The following is a 19,666-nucleotide window of genomic DNA, read 5'->3' on the forward strand; positions in this document are numbered from 1 at the left end:
AAGGAAAGCAACAAAGCGAGCCCCAACACGGCTCGTCGCATTATTTTTAACATCAAAAAAATTTCTCAATGACAGCCGTGTCACTCGCCAGACTGGAGGCAGGCGGCTGGTTCGGTCAGAACGCTGCGCAGTGTAATGCGCCGTCAGGCCATGATTTCATCGAGTGGCCAGCGTGGCCTGACATCAAACGCATAAGTCATGCTGGCCGCCTGAGAGCCCGACTGCAGTCGCATGGCGGCTGCCATGGCGATCATGGCACCGTTGTCGGTGCACAGGTGCAACTCCGGGTAATGCACACGCACACCGCGCCTGGCGCACGCCAGGTTGAGTTGTTCACGCAAGCTGCGATTCGCGCCGACACCCCCGGCCACCACCAGCCGCTGCAAACCTGTGGACTTGAGCGCTGCTAGTGATTTTTTGACCAGCACCTCCACAATCGCGGCCTGGGTGGAAGCAGCCAGATCGGCCAGAACCTGACCAGGCAATCCCTCGACAGCACAGCCCTGCCCCGATGCCAGCTTTTTGGCCTGCACCATCACCGCCGTTTTCAATCCGGCAAAAGAGAAATCCAGGTTGTCACCGTGCAACAGTGGGCGTGGCAACTTGAATGCCACCGGATCACCCATTTCTGCCAGTTTGGACAGCGCGGGTCCCCCTGGGTAACCCAGCCCCAGCAACTTGGCCGATTTGTCAAACGCCTCGCCGGCTGCGTCATCAATGGTTTCACCCAGCATCTGGTAACGCCCTACCCCACTTACCTGCATCAATTGTGTGTGTCCGCCCGACACCAGCAAGGCCACAAACGGAAACTCGGGCGGATCGACACTCAAAAACGGCGACAACAAATGCCCTTCCAGGTGATGCACGCCCAACACCGGCTTGCCCAAGGAGGCGCCCAGGGCGCAGGCCACGCCCGCCCCCACCAACAGCGCACCCGCCAGGCCCGGACCGCGGGTAAAGGCCACCACGTCAACGTCCTGCAAGCACTTGCCTGAAGCCTGCAACACCTCCTGGGTCAGTGGCAACACCCGTCGAATGTGATCACGGCTGGCCAACTCGGGCACCACGCCGCCATAGGCCTGATGCATCTCGATCTGGCTGTAAAGCGCATGTGCCAGCAACACCGGCAAGTCCCGGCCCTGCACACGCACCAGCGCCACGCCGGTCTCGTCACACGAGGACTCAATTCCCAACACACAGTAATCATTTGCCATAGCTGGCAAGTTTAGGCGATCAAAATTTCAAACCCAGCCCGGCCAGATAGGTATGAATGGACGTTCGTGACACCGCCACCAACTTGAACGCAGAGGGGTCCAGCACCCAGGTGTGAATCAGCCCAACCATGAGCGCATGCAGGCCATGCGCTGCCACTGCGGCCGGCACGGCCAGCATCACCGCACGCCGTGCGGCGGCGTCCTCCAGGCTGCGCTGTATCTGGCGCTTGCCATCCACAGAACATTTCACATGCCGTTCCTTGACGGCCAACAATTCGTCAACATATTCCACTTTCAAGGTGGCCACTTCAAAAATGGCGCGGGTACGCGCATCCGACTCGATGCTGTGCATGGTCCACAACATGGCGTGCTCAAGTTCCACCAATGGGTCTTGCCCCGCATCATGGCCGATCTGCTGCATGGCTTGTTCCATCGGCAGGACGGCGCTGTCCATCATGGCATTGAACAATTCGACCTTGTTTTTAAAATGCCAGTAAATAGCCCCCCGTGTCACGCCAGCAGCTTGTGCAATGTCTTGCAGCGATGTGCGCGACACCCCTTTTTCAGCAAATACGCGCTGCGCCGCTTCCAGCAACTGGTGGCGGGTTTCTTCGGCGTCTTCTTTGGTACGGCGGACCATGGGTGTATTTTCTTGGCAGGGCTATTAACTTACATTCATGATTGTATGTATACTTCTGAAAAAATCAAGACCGTTATTTCGCCCTGCTTTTGCCTTGTCCTGAGCGTTCATTTTTCCAGGAATCCCAACATGTTGCACAACCGCACGCCCCTTGCTCGCCCAAGAATTCCCACCCACCCCTCCTCACACCAGCGCATCCGGACAAGCGCCGCATTGGGCCTGACCCTGCTACTGGCAGCCTGTGGCCAGGGCAGTACGCCCGCGGCCGGCCCCGGCGCCTCGGGTGGCCCACCCCCCGCCGAAGTGGGCGTGATCACAGTGAAACTGGCCGATGTGGGTCTGGTTACCGAACTTCCAGGCCGGCTGGAGGCTTCGCGGGTGGCACAGGTACGCGCACGCGCTGCCGGTATTGTGCAAAAGCGCCTGTTTGTCGAGGGTAGCCAGGTGCGTGCCGGTCAGGCACTATTCCAGATAGACGCCAGCCCCTACCAGGCCACCTTGACGAGTGCCCAGGCCTCGGTTACCAAAGCCGAAGCCAACCTGATGCAGGCCTCGGCACAAGCCGAGCGCTTCAAACCACTGATCGAAGCCAAGGCCATCAGCCAGCAGGAATTTGTCAATGCCCAGGCTGCCCAAAAACTGGCTGAAGGTGACCTTGCCGTGGCCCGTGCTGCAGTGCAAACGGCGCGCATCAACCTGGGCTACGCGGCCATCACGGCGCCGATCAGTGGCCGCATTGGTCGCGCCCTTGTCACGGAAGGTGCCTTGGTCGGCCAAGGTGAAGCCACACCCATGGCCGTGATCCAGCAGACAGACCCGATGTACATCAACTTCACCCAATCCGCGTCCGAAGTCATGCGCCTACGCAAAGCCATGGAAGCAGGCCAACTCAAGCGCGCCGGCAGCCAGGCGGCCAGCGTCCGACTGATGCTGGAAGACGGTTCCGAGTACGCCAGGCCTGGCAAGCTGTTGTTTTCAGACCTGACGGTGGACAGCACCAGCGGCCAGATCACCTTGCGCGCCGAAGTGCCCAACCCGACCGGTACCCTGCTGCCGGGCCTGTTTGTGCGTGTCCGCCTGGAGCAGGCGCAAGTGAGCAGCGCCATCACCCTGCCCCAACAGGCGGTGACGCGTTCCGCGCAGGGCGATTCGGTGATGGTGGTGGCCGCTGACGGCAAGGTGGCGCCGCGCCCGGTCAAGGTCGGCGCACAGCAAAACGGTCAGTGGGTCATTCTGGATGGACTGCAAAGCGGCGACCAGGTAATGGTCGATGGCTTCCAGAAACTCCGTGGTGACGCTCTCGTGAAAACCGTGCCCTGGCAAGCTCCCGGCAGCGCGCCAGCCCAAGCGGCCCATGCCGCATCGGCCCCGGTGCCAGCCGCCAGCACTGCGCACTAAGGAACCGTTCCCATGGCTAAATTTTTTATTGACCGCCCCATCTTTGCCTGGGTCATTGCGCTGTTCATCATCGTGCTGGGCTCGGTGGCCATCACCCAGTTGCCGATTGCCCAGTACCCGCCGGTGGCACCACCTTCCATCGTGATCTCCGCCACTTACCCGGGTGCTTCCGCGAAAACACTGGAAGAAAGCGTGCTGTCGATCATCGAGCAGGAAATGAACGGCTCGCCCGGCCTGATCTACATGGAATCGGTCGCCCAGGCCAGCGGCACCGGCAGCATCACCCTGAGCTTTCAGCCCGGCACCCATGACGATCTGGCGCAGGTGGACGTACAAAACCGCCTGTCACGCGCCACGCCCCGGCTGCCCTCGGCCGTGACCCAGCAAGGCGTGCGCGTGGACAAGGCGCGCAGCAACTTCCTGCTGTTTGCCATTTTGTCGTCTGACGACCCGGCTTTGACACCGGTCGCGCTGGGTGATTACGCCTCGCGTTCGATCGTGCCTGAAATACAGCGTTTGCCGGGTGTCGGCCAGGTCCAGCTGTTTGGCACCGAACGCGCCATGCGGGTCTGGATTGACCCCGCCAAACTCATGGGCCTGAACCTGTCCGCCGCTGAAGTCACCGCCGCCATCCGGGCGCAAAACGCCCAGGTGTCTGCCGGTGAAATTGGCAGCCTGCCCAACGTGGCCGGACAAGGCATTGCCGCTACCGTGGTGGTCAATGGCCAGCTCGGCAGCGTCGAGCAGTTTGGCAACATCATGTTGCGCGCCAACATCGACGGCTCTGCCGTGCGCCTGAAAGACGTGGCGCGCATCGAACTCGGTGCCCAGTCCTACGCCACTTCGGCGCGGCTCAACGGCAAACCATCCACCGGCATTGGCGTCCAGTTGTCGCCCAGTGGCAACGCACTGGCCACGGCCAAGGCGGTGCGCGCCCGCATGCACGAGCTCGAAAAATTCTTCCCCAAGGGGGTGACCTGGAACATTCCCTACGACAGCTCACAATTCATTGAAACCTCACTGACACAGGTAGCCTCCACGCTGCTGGAAGCGGTGCTGCTGGTGTTCCTGGTGATGTATCTGTTTTTGCAGGACTGGCGCTACACGCTGATCCCCACGCTGGTCGTGCCGATTGCGTTGCTGGGCACCTTTGCCACACTGCTGGCGATGGGGTTCTCGATCAACGTGCTGACCATGTTCGCCATGGTGCTGGTCATCGGCATCGTGGTCGACGACGCGATCGTGGTGGTGGAAAACGTCGAGCGCATCATGAGTGAAGAAGGGCTGGCGCCGCTGGAAGCCACGCGCAAGGCCATGGGCCAAATCTCTGGCGCCATCGTTGGCGTCACTGTGGTGCTGATCTCGGTGTTTGTGCCGCTGGCGTTTTTCAGCGGCTCGATCGGCAACATTTACCGCCAGTTCTCGGCGGTGATGGGCGTCTCGATTGCGTTCTCGGCGTTCCTGGCACTGTCACTTACCCCGGCTTTGTGCGCCACCCTGCTGAAACCTGTGGCAGCGGGCCACCACCATACCAAGAGCGGTTTTTTTGGCTGGTTCAACCGCGGCTTTGCCAAAACAGCGAAAGCGTATGAAGGCGGTGTCGCCAGGGTGCTGCCGCGTGCCGCGCGTTACCTGGTGATTTACCTGGCCATCCTGGCCGGTGCGGCGTTGATGTACCAGCGCCTGCCCGCTTCGTTTTTGCCCAATGAAGACCAGGGCACGATGCTGGTGAATGTGCAACTGCCGCCGGGTGCCACACAGGGGCGGACCCTGGAGGTGATGCAACAGGTGGAAGGCTTCATGCTCAAGCAGCCTGAAGTCAAAAGCATGGTCAGCGTGCTGGGTTTCAGCTTCTCCGGCCAGGGACAAAACGCCGCGCTGGCATTTGTCACCCTCAAGGACTGGTCCGAGCGCCACGCACCAAATAGCTCGGCACAAGCGCTGGCCGGGCGGGCTTTTGGCGCGCTGTCAGGCATTCGTGATGCCTTCATTTTCCCTTTGAGTCCGCCGCCGATTCCTGAGCTGGGTGCGTCAAGCGGCTTCAGCTTCCGCCTGCAGGACCGTGCCGGCCTGGGCCATGAAGCCCTGCTGGGTGCGCGCAACCAGTTGCTGGGCATGGCCGCACAAAGCAAGGTACTGACCCAGGTGCGACCGGACGGGCTGGAGGACGCACCGCAACTGCAATTGGACATTGACCGCGACAAAGCCAGTGCCCTGGGCGTCGGGTTTGACGCCATCAACGCCACCATCTCGACCGCACTGGGTTCAAGTTATGCCAACGACTTTCCAAACGCCGGCCGCCTGCAACGCGTGATCGTCCAGGCCGACGCACCAGCGCGCATGCAACCCGACGATTTGCTCAAGCTCAACATGGTCAACAACAAGGGACAAACCGTGCCCTTGTCAGCCTTTGCCAGCACGCGTTGGGTCACCGGCGCCATGCAGACCGTGCGCTACAACGGCTACCCAGCCATGCGCATCAGTGGCAGTGCCGCAGCCGGGATGAGTACCGGCGACGCGATCAACGAAATGGAAAAACTGGCCAGCCAACTGCCACCCGGCTTCGGCTTTGAGTGGACCGGCACCTCGCGCGAGGAAAAACTGGCGGGCGCGCAAGCCATGATCCTCTATGGCTTTGCCATTTTGTCGGTGTTTTTATGCCTGGCGGCCCTGTATGAGAGCTGGACCATTCCGCTGGCCGTCATTCTGGTGGTGCCACTGGGTGTGCTGGGCGTGATCCTGGCCACGCTGCTGCGCGCCTACGCCAACGACGTGTACTTTCAGGTCGGCCTGATCACCATCATCGGCTTGTCCGCCAAGAACGCCATTCTGATCATCGAATTTGCCAAGGACCTGCAGGCCCAGGGCAAAAGCGTAGTCGCAGCGGCCCTCGAAGCCGCCCATCTGCGCTTTCGCCCGATTGTGATGACCTCCATGGCATTCACGCTGGGGGTATTGCCCCTGGCATTGGCCACAGGTGCCGGCTCAGCCAGCCAGCGTGCCATTGGTACAGGCGTGATTGGCGGCATTCTGACGGGTACCGCGCTGGCGGTGGTGTTTGTACCGATCTTCTTTGTCGTGGTGCGCAACCTGTTCAAGGACAGCGCACGCCAGCAGCAAGTGCACGCGGCGCAAGCCGAGCACATGGGAGTGCATTCGCATGAATAACAAACCAAAAAAATCACGCCCGGCGGGCGTCGTGGCACTGGCGGCCATCACTTTTTTAGCGGGCTGCTCACTCATGCCGACCTATGAGCGGCCCAGCGCGCCAGTGGCCGCCCAGTGGCCCGCATCCGCCCAAACCGCTGTCAGCAATGCCAGCACCGCGGCGCCGAGCTGGCAGGATTACTTTACCCAGCCCGCGCTGCGCCAGTTGATTGAGACTGCGCTGGCCAATAACCGGGACCTGCGGGTGGCGCTGCTCAACATCGAGCAAGCCCGCGCCCAGTTCGGCATTCGCCGGGCTGACCAGTTTCCCACCCTTAACGCGGCCGCCACAGGCTCACGCACCCCCGACAGTAACGGCGCCATCAAAAGCAGCTACAACGCCGGGCTGCTGGTGACCGCTTATGAGCTGGATTTTTTTGGTCGTGTCGCCAGCCTCAAGGAGCAAGCCCTGGGCCAGTACCTGGCCAGTGCGGAAGCGGCACAGACGGTCCAGATCAGCCTGATCGCCACCGTCGCACAAAGCTGGCTGAATCTGCTGGCTGACGAAGAACTGCTGGCCGTGTCGGTCCAGACACTTGACTCCCGCGCTGAATCCCTCAAGCTGGTCGAGCTCAAGCGTCAACACGGAGCGGCCTCCGATTTTGAGCTGCGCAACGCGCAAACCCTGCTGGAGTCGGCACGCGTCACGCTGGCCCAGCAGTTGCGCCAGCGCGCGCTGGACGAAAATGCCCTTGCCTTGCTGCTCGGACAACCCATCAGCGAAGCCAATCGGGCACAGTGGAAGCCGCACAAGCTGAAACAGCTCGCATTTGCCGATCTGCCTGCCGGACTGCCCTCCGACCTGCTCGCACGCCGCCCTGATATTCGCCAGGCCGAACAACTGCTGATGGCCAGCAATGCCAATATCGGGGCCGCCCGGGCTGCATTTTTTCCACGCATCAGCCTGACCGCCGGTGCCGGTTCCGCCAGTTCCGCGCTCTCCGGCCTGTTCAAGGACGGCTCCTGGGGCTGGACCCTGGCACCCCAACTGGTGCTGCCGATCTTTGATGCCGGTCGCAACCAGGCCAATCTGGACGCTGCAAAAACCGGGCGCGAGATTGCTGTCGCCCAATATGAAAAAGCCATCCAGAATGCCTTTCGCGAGGTGGCCGATGCCCTGGCCAGCCGCGCCACGCTGGCAGAGCAGCTGCAAGCCCAGCAGGCCCTGCTCGAAGCAGAAACAGCCCGCAACCATTTGACGCAACTGCGCCTGCAACATGGTGTGGCCAACCAGCTCGATTGGCTCGATGCCCAACGCAGTTTGTTTGCCGCCCAGCAGGCCCTGGTGCAGACCCGGCTGGTCAGTTTGCAAAATCAAATTGCACTGTTCAAAACCCTTGGTGGGGGCACGGCGCCAGCGCCACAGCTTTAATCCATGCCCTCTCACACCCATCGGCTTTTCCCTGACAATCTGCGCTTTTGTGACTTTGGCCTTTGGCCTGCTTAAGGAATGACAACCATGAACATCACCACCCTCACACTCACCGCAGCGCTTGTTCTTGCGGTGGCTGGCTGCTCCAAAACAGACACCGCCAGTCCCGGCGCAACGCCAGAAGGCAACGCGGCAGCCACCGCGCCAGTGACGCTTGCTGCCAACACCGGATCGTCCTACGACCTGGTCGCAAGCAAGGGCAAGGGCTTTACCGTCGGCGCCCTGATGAGCGCACAACCGGTCTATGTGCTGTTTGATCCGCAATGCCCGCACTGCGGCCGCTTGTGGCAGGCCTCTTTGCCGCTGCACAGCAAGGTGAAATTTGTCTGGATTCCGATCTCGTTCAACCCGACCAAAAGCCTGCCGCAAGGCGCCGCCCTGTTGGGTGCAGTCAATCCGGTGGAAACCATGACCGCGCATGAACAGTCCTTGCTGGCTGGCACCGGCGGCATGGCTGCCAGTGCCGACGTGCCAGATGAGCTCAAGCAAGCCATCAACAACAACACCCAATTGCTGAATCAGCTGGGTGTCGATTCGGTACCGTTTTTGCTGGGTAAGCACCGTAAAACCGGTGACATCGTGAGCTTCAATGGCGCCATGGAGACGGCAGCTTTGGCGAATTTGCTGGGCGTTGAATAAGTCGGCAAAACCTGATCAGACCCTGGTCTGACCAGGGCCTGACATCCATCGGCCCGAGGGCGGGTCTCTACGAGATACGGTCGACCATAAAAAACCCGTGCAGGATGCCTTGGCACCGGGCACGGTTTTTTGTGTTTGATGATCAGCTCAGGAGGTTGCTGCTTCCGGGACCTCAGGCTTGGATTTGCCTTCTTTTTTGGGCAGGGGCTGGATGTCGAGCAGGACGTCGGTCTTGCTTTCGTCCGTATCGTCAAGCTCCACCGTCAGGCGGCCGCCATCGACCAGCCGGCCAAACAGCAGTTCGTCAGCCAGGGCACGGCGGATCGTGTCCTGAATCAGGCGCTGCATGGGTCGCGCGCCCATCAGCGGATCGAACCCTTTTTTGGCCAGGTGCTTGCGCAGCTTGTCGGTGAACGTGACCTCCACCTTTTTCTCGGCCAGCTGGGCTTCAAGCTGCAGCAGGAACTTATCGACCACCCGCAGGATGACGTTTTCATCGAGTGCCTTGAAGCTCACGATGGCGTCAAGCCGGTTGCGGAATTCGGGCGTGAACATGCGCTTGATGTCGGCCATCTCGTCACCCGCCTCACGCGGATTGGTGAAGCCGATGGTCGCCTTGTTCATGGTCTCGGCACCCGCATTGGTGGTCATGACAATGATGACGTTGCGGAAGTCGGCCTTGCGCCCGTTATTGTCGGTCAAGGTGCCGTGGTCCATCACCTGCAGCAGCACATTGAAAATGGCCGGGTGCGCCTTCTCGATTTCGTCGAGCAGCAACACACAGTGCGGCTTTTTGGTGATGGCCTCGGTCAACAAGCCACCCTGATCGAACCCGACGTAGCCAGGCGGCGCGCCAATGAGGCGGCTCACGGCGTGCTGCTCCATGTACTCGCTCATGTCGAAACGGATCAGCTCGATGCCCATGATGTAGGCCAACTGCTTGGCCGACTCGGTCTTACCGACACCGGTGGGACCGCTGAACAGGAAGGTGCCAATCGGCTTGTCGCCCTTGCCCAGGCCCGAGCGTGACATCTTCACAGCCGAGGCCAGCTTGTCGAGCGCCTGGTCCTGGCCGAACACCACGTTGCGCAAATCGCGCTCCAGCGTCTTGAGCTTGCCGCGGTCGTCATTCGACACGTTGGCGGGCGGGATGCGGGCAATCTTGGCCACGATGTCTTCGACCTCGGACTTGCTGATGATTTTCTTGCGCTTGGACGGCGGCAAAATACGCTGGGCCGCACCGGCTTCGTCAATCACGTCGATGGCCTTGTCGGGCAGATGCCGGTCGTTGATGTACTTGGCGCTCAGCTCGGCTGCCGCCTGCAGGGCTGCCACGGCGTATTTGACGTTGTGGTGCTCTTCAAAACGCGACTTGAGTCCCTTGAGAATTTCGACCGTCTGCTCCACCGTGGGTTCGACCACATCGACCTTCTGAAAACGGCGCGACAAGGCCGCGTCTTTCTCGAAAATGCCGCGGTATTCGGTAAAGGTGGTGGCGCCAATGCACTTGAGCGCTCCCGAACTCAGGGCCGGCTTGAGCAGGTTGGAGGCATCCAGCGTGCCACCCGAAGCCGCGCCAGCGCCGATCAGGGTGTGGATTTCGTCAATGAACAGAATGGTGTTGGGCTTGTCCTTGAGCGCCTTCAGCACGCCTTTGAGGCGCTGCTCAAAATCACCCCGGTACTTGGTCCCGGCCAGCAGGGCACCCATGTCCAACGAGTAGACGATGGATTCGGCCAGGATCTCGGGGACGTCTTTTTGCGTGATGCGCCAGGCCAGGCCTTCGGCGATGGCGGTCTTGCCGACGCCAGCCTCACCCACCAGCAGCGGGTTGTTCTTGCGCCGGCGGCACAGGATCTGGATGACGCGCTCGACTTCATAGTCGCGTCCGATCAGGGGGTCGATCTTGCCGTCCTTGGCAAGCTGATTCAGGTTTTGCGTGAACTGCTCCAGCGGTGAAGATTTTTCGTTCTTCTCGCTGGCGCCTTCCTCGGCCTCTGCCGGGTTGTCGGCCGAGCGCACGGGCTCGGGCGGGTCGCTCTTCTTGATGCCGTGGGCGATGAAATTGACCACATCAAGGCGCGTCACGCCCTGCTGGTGCAGGTAGTAGACCGCATGCGAGTCCTTCTCGCCAAAAATGGCGACCAGCACATTGGCGCCGGTCACCTCTTTTTTGCCGCTGCCGGTGGACTGCACGTGCATGATGGCACGCTGAATGACGCGCTGGAAACCCAGCGTCGGCTGGGTGTCGACGTCTTCGGTACCGGCCACTTGCGGCGTGTTGTCCTTGATGAAAGTGATCAGGGACTTGCGCAAATCGTCGATATTGGCCGAGCAGGCACGCAGTACCTCGGCAGCGCTGGGGTTGTCCAGCAAGGCCAGCAGCAAATGTTCCACGGTGATGAATTCATGGCGCTGTTGACGCGCCTCAACAAACGCCATGTGGAGACTGACTTCCAGTTCTTGGGCAATCATAAAGTTCCTTTGATAGCTTTTGTTTCAGGTTTCAACTGTAATCTGATTTCTATTTCATTTGCGTGTGTCAGGTTTCCATCATTGGCTAGGCAACGGGTTCACAAAAGCACTTGAGCGGATGGCCCGCCTTGTTGGCCGCATCCAGCACTTGATCGACCTTGGTCGCTGCGACATCACGGGTATAGACGCCACACACGGCCTTGCCTTCCAGGTGGATCTTGAGCATGATCCGGGTCGAAGTTTCGAGGTCTTTGCTGAAGAACTCCTGCAACACCATCACCACGAATTCCATCGGGGTGTAGTCGTCATTGAGCATCACCACCTGGTACATCTGGGGCGGTTTGGTGCGCTGCGTGCGGCGCTCCAGGACCACGGTACCATTGTTTTCAACAGTTTCATTCGGCTGGACAGGAGCAATTTTGGGGATTTTGGTGGCCATGAGCCGATTTTATCGGCCTGGTTTCTGCAAACGCGCAAAGGTCTTGCGAAACTTGGCCACCTTGGGCGCCGCCACCGCCTGGCAATAAGCCTGGTTGGGGTGTTTTTCAAAAAAATCCTGATGGTATGTTTCCGCGGGCCAGTAATTGGCTTGCGCCAGCACTTCGGTCACGATGGCACGCGGGTAAACCCCGCTGCGGGTGAGCTCATCAATCAACGCCAGGGCCACCTGCTGCTGCTCCGGCGTGGTGAAATAAATACCGCTACGGTACTGGGTGCCATGGTCATGGCCCTGGGCGTTGCGCGTGGTCGGGTCGTGAATCACAAAGAAAATCTCCAGTATTTCACGCACGCTGATCTGGTCAGGATCGTAGACCAGTTTGACCACCTCGTTGTGTCCCGTGCTGCCACTGCACACCTGCTCATACGTGGGGTGTTGCGTCTGGCCATTGCCATAACCCGACTCCACATCCAGCACGCCCGCCACCTGCACATAAACCGCCTCGGTGCACCAGAAGCAGCCACCGCCCAGTGTGATGGTTTGATTTGCCTGTCCCATGCATTACCCCTTGAAAAATTCGAGCTGAAGAATCAACTGCCCATTCATGCTAGCCGCAAAGCGACAAACCTGGTGCAACCGGGTCTTTGCCTGAATTGACAAGCGCATGACCCCAAAGTTACACTAATAACCAATTAGTCATTAATTTCATGCCAACGCCAACACCCCCCAACGCAGCTTTGCCGGACAACCACACCCGCCGCTCGCGCCGCAAGGAGGCACGGCCTGGCGAATTACTGGCTGCTGCGCTGGATTTATTTGTCGAGAAAGGCTTTGCCGCCACCCGCGTGGAAGAAGTGGCGCAACGCGCCGGGGTGTCCAAAGGCACGCTTTTTTTGTATTTCCCAAGCAAGGTTGAACTGTTCAAGGCCGTGGTGCGTGAAAACATTTCCGGTCGCTTTGCCGTATGGAATGACGAATTTGAACGTTTTGAAGGCAGCACCCACGACATGTTGCGCTACTGTTTGTTCAATTGGTGGGAACGCCTTGGCTCCACCCGGACCAGCGGCATCCTCAAACTGATCATGAGCGAGGCACAAAACTTTCCGGAATTGGCCAGTTTCTACCAGCACGAAGTCATGCAACCCGGCAAAACCCTGATTGAGCGCATTTTGCGGCGTGGTGTGGCGCGCGGTGAATTTCGCCCGATGGACTTCACTTATGGGGTGTACCTGGTGCTGGCACCCATGTTGTTTTTGGCGCTTTGGAAGCATTCACTGGGACCCTGTTGCAGCGATCATGCGCAACTTGATCCCCATCAATATCTGGCGGCCCAACTCGACATGCTGATGCACGGCTTCAGTCAGCCCAAGACCCTCACGAACCTTTCCCTGGAGCCTCCCCTGCCATGAAACCCTGGATGAAATGGACGCTTGCCGGCCTCGTTGTGACATTGCTGCTGGCCGGCGCGTTGCGCACCTTGTCGGCGCGTCAAGCCCGCCAGGCAGCCCTCGAAGCACAACAAGCAGCGCAAAAATCGCAAGTCAGCATCGCCCTGGCAGCGAGCGACCTGGTACAGGTCAAAACCCTCGAATTACAACAAACCGTACTGATCTCGGGCCCGATCAAAGCCGTTCATACGGCACTGGTCAAGGCACGTGTGCAAGGTGAATTGCGGGACTTGACGGTGCGGGAAGGTGACAGCGTGCGTACCGGCCAGGTGCTGGCCCGCATCGACCCCACCGAATCCGCCGCCCGCTTGCGCCAGGCGCGCCAGCAAGCGGCTGCCGCCAAAGCCCAGGTGGCCATTGCCCAGCGCAATTTCGACAACAACCAGGCGCTGGTGGCGCAAGGTTTCATCTCCAGCACCGCGCTGGCTTCATCACAAGCCAGCCTGGACGCGGCCCAGGCGAGCTACCAGGCGGCGCAATCCGGGGCTGATCTGGCCGCCAAGGCACTCGACGACACCGTGTTGCGGGCCCCCATTGCCGGGCAAATTTCCCAGCGTCTGGCGCAGCCGGGTGAACGCGTGCCGGTGGATGCCCGCATTGTGGAAATAGTCGACAACCGGCAACTCGAACTGGAAGCCAGCCTGAACGCGGCAGATTCGCTGCAAGTCAAAGTGGGGCAAAGCGCCCAGCTGACACTGGATGGCAGCAAGCAGGTCATCGACGCCAAAGTGGTGCGCATCAACCCCAGCGCCTCCGTGGGCAGCCGCGCCGTGCTGGTTTATCTGGCGCTGGCCGCCGATACCCATTTGCGCCACGGCCTGTTTGCCCAAGGCAGCCTGAACGTGGGTGTCGTCAAAACCCTGGCGTTGCCCCTGAGCGCCGTGCGCACCGACAAGCCGCAACCCTATGTGCAACTGGTCAGTCAGAACCAGGTGCGCCATGTGAATGTGACACCGGGACTTCGCGGCGACCTGGCGGGCGTGGCCATGGTGGCCGTGACGGGCGTTGCGGAGGGCAGCCTGGTGATCGACGGCTCGGTCGGCAGTCTGCGTGTCGGCACGCTGGTAAAAACCAACGCACAAGGCGTCCAGTAAATGTGGTTCACCCGCGTCAGCCTTCACAACCCGGTGTTTGCCACCATGGTCATGCTGGCCCTGGTGGTGCTGGGGTTGTTTTCCATGCAGCGCCTGCAGGTGGACCAGTTCCCCAACGTCGATTTTCCGGTGGTGGTGATCAGCACCGACTACCCCGGCGCCTCACCCGAGATTGTGGAAAGTGAAGTCACCAAGAAAATCGAGGAAGGCGTCAATTCCATTGCCGGCATCAACGCCCTCACGTCACGCTCGTATGAGAGCCAGTCGGTGGTCATCATCGAATTCGGCCTGCACATGGACGGCCGCAAAGCCGCTGACGATGTGCGTGAAAAAGTGGCAGCCATTCGCGCCAGCTTGCGTGATGAGGTCAAGGAGCCCCGGGTGTTGCGCTTTGACCCGGCGAGTCGTGCCATCTGGTCGGTGGCCGTGTTGCCCGATGCCAGCGCAGGCACGCCGCTCAACGCGGTGGAACTCACCAGCTGGGCCGAGCAAACGCTGAAGAAACGACTGGAAAACGTGCGCGGCGTGGGCTCGGTGGCCCTGGTAGGTGCCAGCATGCGCGAGATCAATATCTACCTGAACCCGCAGGCCCTCGCCACCTATGGCATCACCCCCGAACAGGTCGCCAATGCCGTGCGCAATGAGAACCAGGACTTTCCAGTGGGCAGCATCCGCTCCAGCGCGCAAGACCGGGTGATCCAGATCGCCGCGCGCGTGCAGCGCCCCGAAGACTTTGGCCGCATCATCATCACGCGCAAAAATGGCGACCCGGTGCGGGTGGACCAGGTCGCCACAGTGCAGGACGGTGCCCAGGAAATCGAAAGCCTTGCGCTCTACAACGGCCAGCGCACCCTGCTGCTGAACGTGCAAAAGGCACAGGACGAAAACACCATCGCCGTGGTCGATGGCCTGAACAAAACACTGGCCGAGCTGCAGCAACAATTGCCCCCCGGTGTCAAGCTGACACCAATCACCGACGGCTCGCGGCAAATCCGGGTGTCGGTCTCCAACGTGCGGCAAACCCTGTTTGAAGGCGCGCTGCTCACCGTGCTGATCGTGTTTTTGTTCCTGAACTCCTGGCGCTCCACCGTCATCACCGGCCTGACGCTGCCGATTGCCCTGATCGGCACCTTTTTCTTCATGAACCTGCTCGGCTTCACCATCAACATGATCACCATGATGGCGCTGAGCCTGTGCGTGGGCCTGCTGATTGACGACGCCATCGTGGTGCGTGAAAACATTGTGCGCCACGTGCAAATGGGCAAAGGCGCGTTTGACGCATCCATGGACGGCACCGCTGAAATTGGCCTGGCGGTGCTGGCCACCACGCTGTCCATCGTGGCGGTATTTTTGCCGATTGGCTTCATGGGCGGCATCATCGGCAAATTTTTCCACGAATTTGGCCTGACCATTGTGGCGGCAGTGCTGATCTCGATGTTTGTCAGCTTCACACTTGACCCCATGTTGTCTTCCATCTGGCACGACCCCAGCATTGAGGCGCACGGCAAACACCATACCCCACACACGCTGTACGACAAAACCATTGGCCGCATCACCGCCTTGTTTGACCAGGGTACCGACGCGCTGGTCGATGTTTACCAGGGCATTCTGCGCTGGGCGCTGGCGCACAAGCTCAGCACGGTGGCGCTGGCCGTGCTCATCTTTGTCAGCAGTGTGTTCATGGTGCCACTGCTCGGCACAGAATTTGTACCCAAATCCGACTTTTCCGAGACCAACCTCACGTTCCACACGCCCGTGGGCTCCTCGCTCGACGTCACCGAAGCGCGGGCGCGCCAGGTGGAAGGCATCATCCGCACCTTCCCCGAGGTCAACTACACCCTGACCACCATCAACACCGGTAACGCCCAGGGCAAGATGTACGCCAGCATCTACATCCGGCTGGTAGACCGCAACAAACGCAGTCGCAGTGTGGATGACATGTCGACCGTGCTGCGCCAGCGCCTGCGCGAGGTACCGGGCATCAGCGTCACCCATGTCGGGCTGCTCGATCCGGTGGGTGGCCAGAAGCAGATCGCCTTTTCCATCCAGGGCGCCGACATGGGCGAGCTGTCACGGCTGAACACACTGGCGCTGGATAAAATTCGCGGCGTGCCCGGCCTGGTGGACGTGGACTCGACGCTCAAACCCGACAAACCCACCCTGGACGTGCAGGTGCGCCGCGACGTGGCCTCCGACCTGGGCCTGAACGTGGCGCAAATCGGCAACAGCCTGCGCACACTGGTGGCCGGTCAGACCGTGGGCAACTGGCGCGCCCCGGACGACCAGACCTATGACGTCAACGTGCGCCTGTCGCCCGGCTCGCGCAACCAGGCCGACGATTTGAGCGCCCTGCCCTTCACCGTTGGCACCCAAGCCGACGGCAACGCCCGCCTGGTGCGGCTCGACCAGGTGGCCAGGGTGGTTGAATCCACCGGCAGCAACCAGATCAACCGGCGCGACCTGACCCGGGAAGTGGCCATCACCGGCAACGTGTCGGGGCGCTCGGCCGGCGAGGTTTCCGCCGGAATCAGAACCGCGATGGACAGCATTGCCATGCCGCCCGGTTACAGCTACAAGTTCAGCGGCTCGGTCAAGGACATGGCCGAGGCTTTTGACTACGCGCTGTCAGCACTGGCACTGGCAGTGATCTTCATTTACATGATACTGGCCAGCCAGTTCAAGAGCTTTTTCCAGCCGCTGGCGCTCATGACGTCCCTGCCGCTGACGCTGATTGGCGTGGTGCTGGCGCTGATGCTGTTCAACTCGACACTGTCCATGTTTTCGGTCATTGGCGTGGTCATGCTGATGGGCCTGGTCACCAAAAACGCCATTTTGCTGGTGGACTTTGCCATCCGCGCACGCGAAGACGGCATGAACCGGCACGACGCCCTGCTGATGGCGGCCAAAGTGCGCCTGCGCCCGATCCTGATGACCACACTGGCCATGATTTTCGGCATGGTGCCGCTGGCCTTTGCCCTGTCCGAAGGCGCCGAGATGCGGGCACCCATGGGCCAGGCGGTCATCGGTGGCGTCATTACCTCATCCCTGCTGACGCTGGTGGTGGTACCGGTGGTGTACTGCTACATGGATGATTTGGCGCAATGGCTGGCCAGATTCTGGCGCAAACCCGACTTAAATGCCGCAAAAAACAAGGCTTTTGACAACGTGACCCGCTAAAATCGAACGATTCCGTTAACATACCCCCAGGAGTACCAAAATGAACTTGCAAAACGTGGAACAAGCCCGCTATCACATGATCGAGCAACAGATTCGTCCCTGGAATGTCTCTGATCCGGCGGTGCTCGACCTGTTGGCAAGCGTCAAGCGCGAAGACTTTGTGCCCCTGGCGCAAAAATCCCTGGCCTTCGTTGACATGGCCATCGCCCTGCCCGGTGGCCAGAGCATGCTGCCCCCGCGTGTGCAAGCCCGGTTGCTGCAGGATGCCGCCGTTCAGCCCACCGACAAGGTGCTCGAAATCGGCACAGGCTCGGGTTACATGACCGCGCTGCTGGCGCACCAGGCGCAACGCGTGGTCTCGCTCGAAATCAACCCCGAAATTGCCGACATGGCCCGCGACAACCTGCAACGCGCCGGCATCCATAACGTCGAGGTGCGCCAGGCGGACGGCTCCAAAGGCACCCCCGCAGAGGCGCCATTTGATGTCATTTTGCTCAGTGGCTCGGTTGCCGAGGTGCCCCAGTCACTGCTGAACCTGCTCAAGGTGGGCGGCCGCCTGGTGGCCATCGTGGGCGAAGAGCCCATCATGCATGCCCAGGTGATCACCCGCACCAGCGAAACCAATTTCACCTCGGTCGACAAATGGGACGACAACGCGCCCCGTTTGCTCAACTTCCCGCAACCCAGCGCCTTCAAGTTTTAAACATGGTCACACAAGTCCGTCCGATTCAACTCAAAGACTGGCTTGAAGCCGTGCGCGGACATGGCAACCCGGTGGTGCTGGATGTGCGCGAACCCCATGAACTGCGCACCGCCAGCATCAAGGCCGATGGTTTTGAGCTCATCACCATCCCCATGGGGGTGATCCCACCGCGGCTGAACGAGCTCGACCCCAACCAACCCGTGGCCTGCCTGTGCCACCATGGCGTGCGCAGCATGCAGGTGGCCAACTTCCTGAAAGCGCGCGGCTTCCAGCATGTGGCCAATGTGGCGGGCGGCATCAACGCCTGGTCTTCCGAAGTGGACCCCAGCGTGCCGCGTTACTGATTCAGCGCTAGCCAGACCATCCGGCTCCTTATTGGCACCTTACCTCAGGGACAACATCATGAACATGCGTCAACTCCCTCTTGCTCTGGCCCTCACTGCCGCCTTCGTGCTGCCTGCACAGGCCCAAAGCCTGGTGGAACTCTATGACGCGGCGCGCAGCTTTGACGCCAGCTACCAGTCGGCCAAATCGCTGTACGAAGCCAACCTGTCCAAGGCCGAGCAGGCCAAGGCCGGCCTGTTGCCCAGTGCCAACCTGGGGCTGGGTGTGAACCGCACCAACATCGACAGCGATATTGACACTTTTGAACGCAGCTACGGCAACCAAAGCGCCACCCTGAGCGCCAGCCAACCCTTGTACCGCCCGGCCAATGTCGCCACCGCGGCACAGGGTAAAAAGTCGGCTGAAGTAGCGCTGGCGCAATTGCAGGCGGCCGACCAGGACCTCATCGTCCGTGTCAGCCAGGCCTACTTTGACGTGCTGACCTCCAGTGACAATCTGGACTTTGTCAAAGCCCAGAAGTCTGCCGTTTCCGAACAACTGGCCTCCGCCAAGCGCAATTTTGAAGTAGGCACCGCCACCATCACCGACACCCGTGAAGCGCAGGCGCGCTACGACCTGGTGCTGGCGCAGGAAATAGCCGCCGAAAACGACTTGCGCGTCAAAAAAGTGGCGCTGGACCAACTCACTGGCAAAACCGGCGCGGCGCCCAAGCCGCTGGCGGTGCCTGTGGTGATTGCCCCCGTGACACCGGCTGACGTGACCCGCTGGGTGGCGCAGTCAGAAGAAATGAGCCCGGCCGTGCGCCAGGCCCAGCTGGGCCTGGAAGTAGCCCAGCTCGAAACCCAAAAAGCCCAGGCGGGCAACAAGCCCACGCTGGATTTGACAGGCAGCTACAACATCACCAAAAACAATGGTTCGTCCAACACCACACAGGACTACCGCAGCAATGTGGCACAAGTCGGTTTGAGCTTTAACCTGCCGCTATTTGCCGGCTACGCCATTCAAAACCGCATCAAGGAAACCCTGTCTCTGGAAGACAAGGCGCGCAGCGACCTCGAAGCCGCCAAGCGGGGCGTGGCTCAAACTACCCGCACCGCGTTTTTTGGTGTTGAATCCGGCCTGGGCCAGGTCAAAGCGCTGGAAGCCGCCGAGGCCTCCAGCCAAAGTGCGCTCGATGCCACCAAACTGGGTTACCAGGTGGGCGTGCGCATCAACATCGACGTGCTCAACGCCCAGACTGCGCTGTTTGACACCAAGGCCAGACTGGCCAAGGCGCGCTACGACGTGCTGCTGGGTGGTTTGAAACTGCGCCAGGCCAATGGCTCGCTCAAGGCGGATGACTTGAATGCGGTGAACTCGCTGCTTGCGAAGTAAACACCTTTAACTCCGCGCGGGTGAATCGCGGCGCGGGTGCCGCTCCTGCAGGGTTTGGCGAGCCGTATGGGGCCTGCGTCG

The 19,666-nt window shown here is 60.6% G+C and carries 15 protein-coding genes; 10 read left to right on the forward strand and 5 right to left on the reverse strand.

Annotated elements, in window-relative coordinates; all coding sequences use genetic code 11:
* Positions 1–143: 143 nt before the first annotated feature.
* Together tsaD and NDJ10_RS14650 are read right to left on the reverse strand one after the other, a co-directional pair.
* On the reverse strand, positions 144–1,214 hold the full coding sequence (gene tsaD, locus NDJ10_RS14645; RefSeq protein WP_296163626.1) for a tRNA (adenosine(37)-N6)-threonylcarbamoyltransferase complex transferase subunit TsaD: 1,071 nt from the start codon (positions 1,212–1,214) through the stop codon (positions 144–146).
* Positions 1,215–1,233: 19 nt separating this feature from the next.
* Positions 1,234–1,854, reverse strand: coding sequence for a TetR family transcriptional regulator (locus NDJ10_RS14650; RefSeq protein ID WP_296163627.1), 621 nt, complete (start codon positions 1,852–1,854; stop codon positions 1,234–1,236).
* Between the two features lie 129 nt (positions 1,855–1,983).
* Between NDJ10_RS14650 and NDJ10_RS14655 the strand changes: the two genes are divergently transcribed.
* The 4 genes from NDJ10_RS14655 to NDJ10_RS14670 all read left to right on the forward strand — a co-directional run bounded on the left by NDJ10_RS14655 (position 1,984) and on the right by NDJ10_RS14670 (position 8,530).
* Positions 1,984–3,252 (forward strand): efflux RND transporter periplasmic adaptor subunit, encoded by a 1,269-nt coding sequence (locus NDJ10_RS14655; RefSeq protein WP_296163629.1) that lies wholly within the window; start codon positions 1,984–1,986, stop codon positions 3,250–3,252.
* Positions 3,253–3,264: 12 nt separating this feature from the next.
* Positions 3,265–6,420: an efflux RND transporter permease subunit gene (locus tag NDJ10_RS14660; RefSeq protein WP_296163631.1), complete on the forward strand. Its 3,156-nt coding sequence runs from the start codon at positions 3,265–3,267 to the stop codon at positions 6,418–6,420.
* Entirely contained in the window at positions 6,413–7,831 is a 1,419-nt protein-coding gene (locus NDJ10_RS14665; RefSeq protein ID WP_296163632.1) for an efflux transporter outer membrane subunit, read from the forward strand. The genes NDJ10_RS14660 and NDJ10_RS14665 overlap by 8 nt, the downstream gene beginning before the upstream one ends.
* An 87-nt stretch (positions 7,832–7,918) precedes the next feature.
* Positions 7,919–8,530, forward strand: a complete 612-nt coding sequence (locus NDJ10_RS14670) for a DsbC family protein (RefSeq protein ID WP_296163633.1) — start codon at positions 7,919–7,921, stop codon at positions 8,528–8,530.
* Positions 8,531–8,677: 147 nt separating this feature from the next.
* On the opposite strand, the gene clpA is transcribed toward NDJ10_RS14670, so the two are convergent.
* The 3 genes from clpA to msrA form a co-directional block, all read right to left on the reverse strand.
* Positions 8,678–11,005 carry an ATP-dependent Clp protease ATP-binding subunit ClpA gene (gene clpA / locus NDJ10_RS14675; protein WP_296163634.1) on the reverse strand — a complete coding sequence of 776 codons (2,328 nt, stop codon included), beginning with the start codon at positions 11,003–11,005 and terminating at the stop codon, positions 8,678–8,680.
* Between the two features lie 85 nt (positions 11,006–11,090).
* Positions 11,091–11,444: an ATP-dependent Clp protease adapter ClpS gene (gene clpS / locus NDJ10_RS14680; protein ID WP_296163636.1), complete on the reverse strand. Its 354-nt coding sequence runs from the start codon at positions 11,442–11,444 to the stop codon at positions 11,091–11,093.
* Positions 11,445–11,453: 9 nt separating this feature from the next.
* Complete coding sequence (gene msrA, locus NDJ10_RS14685; RefSeq protein WP_296163638.1) at positions 11,454–12,002, reverse strand: peptide-methionine (S)-S-oxide reductase MsrA; 549 nt, start codon at positions 12,000–12,002, stop codon at positions 11,454–11,456.
* Between the two features lie 149 nt (positions 12,003–12,151).
* On the opposite strand from msrA, the gene NDJ10_RS14690 reads away from it, so the two are divergent.
* From NDJ10_RS14690 to NDJ10_RS14715, 6 genes are read left to right on the forward strand one after another with little or no spacing between them, the layout of a single operon-like run.
* The gene (locus tag NDJ10_RS14690; protein WP_296163640.1) at positions 12,152–12,853 is read left to right on the forward strand and encodes a TetR/AcrR family transcriptional regulator; all 702 of its coding nucleotides are present in this window, start codon (positions 12,152–12,154) and stop codon (positions 12,851–12,853) included.
* Complete coding sequence (locus NDJ10_RS14695) at positions 12,850–13,986, forward strand: efflux RND transporter periplasmic adaptor subunit (protein ID WP_296163642.1); 1,137 nt, start codon at positions 12,850–12,852, stop codon at positions 13,984–13,986. Before NDJ10_RS14690 ends, NDJ10_RS14695 begins: the two co-directional genes overlap by 4 nt.
* A complete protein-coding gene (locus tag NDJ10_RS14700) occupies positions 13,987–17,163 on the forward strand; it encodes an efflux RND transporter permease subunit (protein WP_296163644.1) in 3,177 nt (1,058 codons plus the stop codon).
* Between the two features lie 40 nt (positions 17,164–17,203).
* Positions 17,204–17,866, forward strand: a complete 663-nt coding sequence (locus NDJ10_RS14705) for a protein-L-isoaspartate O-methyltransferase (RefSeq protein ID WP_296163647.1) — start codon at positions 17,204–17,206, stop codon at positions 17,864–17,866.
* A gap of 2 nt (positions 17,867–17,868) precedes the next feature.
* Positions 17,869–18,210: a rhodanese-like domain-containing protein gene (locus NDJ10_RS14710; RefSeq protein ID WP_296163650.1), complete on the forward strand. Its 342-nt coding sequence runs from the start codon at positions 17,869–17,871 to the stop codon at positions 18,208–18,210.
* Positions 18,211–18,268: 58 nt separating this feature from the next.
* Positions 18,269–19,585, forward strand: a complete 1,317-nt coding sequence (locus NDJ10_RS14715; RefSeq protein ID WP_296163654.1) for a TolC family outer membrane protein — start codon at positions 18,269–18,271, stop codon at positions 19,583–19,585.
* Positions 19,586–19,666: the final 81 nt, after the last annotated feature.

This window comes from Rhodoferax sp., from assembly GCF_023700745.1.
Classification (GTDB): domain Bacteria; phylum Pseudomonadota; class Gammaproteobacteria; order Burkholderiales; family Burkholderiaceae_C; genus Rhodoferax.

Bases quoted from the DNA above. Each gene is read 5' to 3' on its own strand.
- tsaD (WP_296163626.1), bottom strand. From the start codon at position 1,214: ATGGCAAATGATTACTGTGTGTTGGGAATTGAGTCCTCGTGTGACGAG.
- NDJ10_RS14650 (WP_296163627.1), bottom strand. From the start codon at position 1,854: ATGGTCCGCCGTACCAAAGAAGACGCCGAAGAAACCCGCCACCAGTTG.
- NDJ10_RS14655 (WP_296163629.1), top strand. From the start codon at position 1,984: ATGTTGCACAACCGCACGCCCCTTGCTCGCCCAAGAATTCCCACCCAC.
- NDJ10_RS14660 (WP_296163631.1), top strand. From the start codon at position 3,265: ATGGCTAAATTTTTTATTGACCGCCCCATCTTTGCCTGGGTCATTGCG.
- NDJ10_RS14665 (WP_296163632.1), top strand. From the start codon at position 6,413: ATGAATAACAAACCAAAAAAATCACGCCCGGCGGGCGTCGTGGCACTG.
- NDJ10_RS14670 (WP_296163633.1), top strand. From the start codon at position 7,919: ATGAACATCACCACCCTCACACTCACCGCAGCGCTTGTTCTTGCGGTG.
- clpA (WP_296163634.1), bottom strand. From the start codon at position 11,005: ATGATTGCCCAAGAACTGGAAGTCAGTCTCCACATGGCGTTTGTTGAG.
- clpS (WP_296163636.1), bottom strand. From the start codon at position 11,444: ATGGCCACCAAAATCCCCAAAATTGCTCCTGTCCAGCCGAATGAAACT.
- msrA (WP_296163638.1), bottom strand. From the start codon at position 12,002: ATGGGACAGGCAAATCAAACCATCACACTGGGCGGTGGCTGCTTCTGG.
- NDJ10_RS14690 (WP_296163640.1), top strand. From the start codon at position 12,152: ATGCCAACGCCAACACCCCCCAACGCAGCTTTGCCGGACAACCACACC.
- NDJ10_RS14695 (WP_296163642.1), top strand. From the start codon at position 12,850: ATGAAACCCTGGATGAAATGGACGCTTGCCGGCCTCGTTGTGACATTG.
- NDJ10_RS14700 (WP_296163644.1), top strand. From the start codon at position 13,987: ATGTGGTTCACCCGCGTCAGCCTTCACAACCCGGTGTTTGCCACCATG.
- NDJ10_RS14705 (WP_296163647.1), top strand. From the start codon at position 17,204: ATGAACTTGCAAAACGTGGAACAAGCCCGCTATCACATGATCGAGCAA.
- NDJ10_RS14710 (WP_296163650.1), top strand. From the start codon at position 17,869: ATGGTCACACAAGTCCGTCCGATTCAACTCAAAGACTGGCTTGAAGCC.
- NDJ10_RS14715 (WP_296163654.1), top strand. From the start codon at position 18,269: ATGAACATGCGTCAACTCCCTCTTGCTCTGGCCCTCACTGCCGCCTTC.